The sequence below is a fragment of the Francisella salimarina genome, from assembly GCF_007923265.1.
Lineage (GTDB): Bacteria > Pseudomonadota > Gammaproteobacteria > Francisellales > Francisellaceae > Francisella > Francisella salimarina.
Genome location: NZ_VOJA01000016.1, coordinates 1 through 628, shown reverse-complemented (window position 1 = coordinate 628; position 628 = coordinate 1). Strand labels below are relative to the sequence as shown.

The following is a 628-nucleotide window of genomic DNA, read 5'->3' as shown; positions in this document are numbered from 1 at the left end:
GAAAAAAAAAGGAGAAGGAGAAAAAAGAGAAAAAAAAAAAAAAAGAAAAAGAAGAAAAAAAGAAAAAAAAAAAAAAGAAAGGAAAAGAAAGAAAAAAAAAAAAAAGGAAAAAAAGGAAAGAAGGAAAAAGAAAGAGAAAAAAAAAAAAAAAGAAAAAAAAAAAAGAAAAAAAAAGAAAAAAAAAAAAAAAAGAAAAAAAAGAAGAAAAGAAAAAAAAAAGGAAGAAAAAAGAAGAAGAAAAGAAAGAAAAGAAAAAAAAGGAAAAAAGAAAAGAAAGAAAAAAAAGAGAAAAAAAAGAAAAAAGAAAGAAGAAAAAAAGAAAAAAAACAAAGAAAAAGAAAAAGAAAATAAGAGGAAGAAAAAAAAGAAAGCAAAAAGTAATGAGAGGAAAAGAATGAGGAAAGAAAGAGAAGAAAAAAAAGAATAAGGAAAAAAAGAAAAAAAGGGAAAATAAAGAAAAAGGAAAAAGAAAAAGAAAAAGAAAGAAAAGGAAAGAAAAAAAAAGGAAAGAAAGGATGGAGGGAAAGAAGAAAAAAAAGAAGGAGAAAAAGAAAGAGAAAGAAGAGAAGTATAAGAAAAAGAAAAGAAAAATAGAGAAAGAGGCATAAAGAAAAAAGAAGAGAAAAAA

At 21.2% G+C, this 628-nt stretch carries 1 protein-coding gene; it reads left to right on the top strand.

What is annotated here, in order from left to right; all coding sequences use genetic code 11:
• Positions 1-427, top strand: a 427-nt coding sequence (locus tag FQ699_RS10040) for a hypothetical protein (RefSeq protein ID WP_179951714.1), incomplete at its 5' end; no start/stop codon positions are given.
• Between the last annotated feature and the right edge of the window lie 201 nt (positions 428-628).